The 2,730-nt window shown below is 36.2% G+C and carries 4 protein-coding genes; all 4 read right to left on the reverse strand.

Annotation, left to right across the window (positions count from 1 at the left end):
* Window positions 1–507: 507 nt before the first annotated feature.
* On the reverse strand, window positions 508–1,068 hold the full coding sequence (locus tag IM477_RS17995; RefSeq protein ID WP_190722252.1) for a PIN domain-containing protein: 561 nt from the start codon (window positions 1,066–1,068) through the stop codon (window positions 508–510).
* Window positions 1,052–1,531, reverse strand: coding sequence for an excisionase family DNA-binding protein (locus IM477_RS18000; protein WP_190722251.1), 480 nt, complete (start codon window positions 1,529–1,531; stop codon window positions 1,052–1,054). The genes IM477_RS17995 and IM477_RS18000 overlap by 17 nt, the downstream gene beginning before the upstream one ends.
* Before the next feature lie 232 nt (window positions 1,532–1,763).
* The gene (locus IM477_RS18005; RefSeq protein ID WP_190722250.1) at window positions 1,764–2,249 is read right to left on the reverse strand and encodes a PIN domain-containing protein; all 486 of its coding nucleotides are present in this window, start codon (window positions 2,247–2,249) and stop codon (window positions 1,764–1,766) included.
* Window positions 2,246–2,521, reverse strand: coding sequence for a UPF0175 family protein (locus tag IM477_RS18010; protein WP_190722249.1), 276 nt, complete (start codon window positions 2,519–2,521; stop codon window positions 2,246–2,248). The genes IM477_RS18005 and IM477_RS18010 overlap by 4 nt, the downstream gene beginning before the upstream one ends.
* Between the last annotated feature and the right edge of the window lie 209 nt (window positions 2,522–2,730).

Genomic DNA, 2,730 nt, shown 5'->3' on the forward strand with positions numbered 1-2,730 from the left:
AAAACAAACGATAGAAACAATAATGGGAGGGACTTTCAGTTAATTATTTATTAGTAGTTGATAATCTTCAAAAATGTTGCTGTACAAGGATCGACTTAAGACTTTTGCAAGAGGTCTAAACAATTGCCTGACTTAAAGAATCTTGATTCTGGCTTTTTTGTAAGAGTTGAATGGGTTGATGAGTAACCAGAGAATAGAGAACATCAGGGTCAGAAACGTTGAATCCTGTAATAACTGGACTTCCCCCATACAGAAATACTAAAAAATTAACAAAACCCTTATGGAGCTTCTCAGAAAAAATTGAAAAGAGGCTACTGGGTACATTTTTCACTTGAAAATGGCTTTACCGTTGACTGTATCTGGAGTGGAGCGATTCCCTAGAGTTCGCTGTATAGCGATCGCTAACTTGATTGTAACAGATAGTGTCATCAATCTCTAGAGTAAGCGATTCCCTCTGTAGCCATGTTTAGATAGCTAGTACATTTACACTGGAGAAGTTCAGTTATATCAAAGAATTTTAGTTATCTTTTGACAAAAATTAGATAAATTAGCTTTTTTATCTAAAAACTCTAGTAATTCAGCTAGAGATTTTTGAGGATTTTTATATTTCTCGACCTGCCGATTTAGACTGAATTTAATTTCTTCGGGATATTCATCGAACAAATGACTTAAAAAAGTATCAGGAGATTGAGCCTTTATACCCCAAGTTTCTAAAGCTGACAGGGAAAAATCGGCAAGATTATTAGTTAAAATTAGATTAGCTTTAGCCATAACAGCAGTTGCTAGAACATGACGGTCTTTTAAGTCATTTGTCATTAACTCAATTAAACCAGATGGCACTTCAATCATGGCTTCGGGAAAAGCTGCTTTCATTGTCTCCACTAAATTAAGGGCTTTTATTGAAGTTATATTATATCGATTAATCAGATTGCGGGTTGTTTCTTCTAAAATTAATTTCGACCAGTAAGGAGAGTATAAACCTTGCCAAGCAATTGATAATAAAGTATCGCGTAAATACTGAGGAATAAGAACACAAGCATCTAAAACAACCCTAGGCTCTGCTGTCATCTAGGTTTAATTCCTCATCTTTTCTGTATAGTCCTTCCGCTTCAGTCATGGCCACAAGGTTATTTAAAATTTGTTCTCTTTCTCGATATTTTCTCTCTTTATATATTACCAAATCTTCTCGTTTTATCCGTCTATCACTGCCTACATTAGTCGATAAAATTTGCCCCTGTTCTAGTAATTTTATTAGATAAGAGTTAGAAACATTTAACAAATTAGCCGCTTCTTCTATAGTTAAATCCTGAGGGGTAACATTTAACTGAATTACCTGTCCCGATGCTAAGGCAGCTACACTGTAACGAAGTACCATTAAAACCGATTCGGGAATATGGACATTTTCTCCCTGTTCAGTTACGAGTCTCGTCGGGATTTCTCTATTAAGCAGCTGATTTAATTGGGTTATTTGTTCAGTTTCTTCGGGTTCGACAACAAAATGAGTTGGGTCAAAATTAGAATATTTACTCATATCAAAGAATGACTCCACGCATTGATATTATTTCACCTCATTTTAACATACCAATCTGACAGGGGGACAAGAACCCTGAAATCGATACATCAATTGTATTGATTTAACTCAGACTCTGTAAGACTTTTAGCCATAGCTAGTATATTTATACGAGGAATTCCAGTTATACCATCCTCACACACAACCTAGAAGATCTCACTAGGCTCTTCTGGTTTGTGTGTGGAATTAATTTCTAGCTTTCTTCAGCCATTCCTAATATTTCTTGATAAAGAATTGGGCTAATTCTTTTACCTTGACTCAAAAACTGCTCTAAAATGGGTTTAACTTCAATAATAATTCCTTTCTTCTTGGCGATTAATAAAAGTCCAATTGTTCCAGTTACGGGCAAATTTCTAGACTGAGCGACTTTTCTTCCTAATTTTTCGTCTATTAAGACTCGATTCGCTTTTAATTCTTCTGCCAAGACAATTGTAGCCGCTTCCCCCAAATCTAGTTTAAACTGAATTTGCAATTGTAATAATTGAGCGGGAGATTGAAGGGTAAATACCTCAATCCACTGAGCAGCAGGAACAACCGAAGCAGCCCGATGATTTCCTGTGGTGACTTCATTATAAACTTCTTGGGGAATGATAATTTTGCTAAAGAGTTTTTGGAGTAAGTTAAGTTGACCAACTTTAGCTAACTCACTTAACGGAGTGGTATTAGAGACAATAATCACGCAGGAGAATCTTCTAATAGTTGCAGGGTTTCTGTAATTTCTTGTTCTAACTCTTCTCGATTTTGGTCGGGGAAGATGGCAACCCCATATTGACCCATAAGTTCGAGAACTTCTAAACGAGAGATTCCCAATAGCCTGCCAGCTATCCCACTACTAATTTCTCCATGTTTTAACAAAGTCATGATATATGCTATCTTAGCCTGTTCCTCTGCTTGTGAATGGAGAGATTCCGAGATATTAATAGGCCAATCAAATCTTATTGTTATGGTCATACGTTGGGATTATGCAGAAGTTTTTGGCTCTTTTAACTGCCAGATACTAACATTTTATACTAAATCCGTTGAGTAACGCACAGAAAACGGGTTTCTCCGAGAAACCCGTTTTCTGCTCATGCACTCATGCAAAAAGGGGAATAAATAATCAGTCTTTAATAACCAGATTTAGTATTACAACAGATTTGCGCCCGTAGGTTGATTTGATC

The sequence above is a fragment of the Microcystis sp. M090S1 genome, from assembly GCF_020246295.1.
GTDB classification, from domain to species: Bacteria; Cyanobacteriota; Cyanobacteriia; order Cyanobacteriales; family Microcystaceae; genus Microcystis; species Microcystis aeruginosa.

Coding starts and splice junctions, on each gene's coding strand:
- IM477_RS17995 (WP_190722252.1), bottom strand. CDS start 1,068: ATGACAGCAGAGCCTAGGGTTGTTTTAGATGCTTGTGTTCTTATTCCT.
- IM477_RS18000 (WP_190722251.1), bottom strand. CDS start 1,531: ATGAGTAAATATTCTAATTTTGACCCAACTCATTTTGTTGTCGAACCC.
- IM477_RS18010 (WP_190722249.1), bottom strand. CDS start 2,521: ATGACCATAACAATAAGATTTGATTGGCCTATTAATATCTCGGAATCT.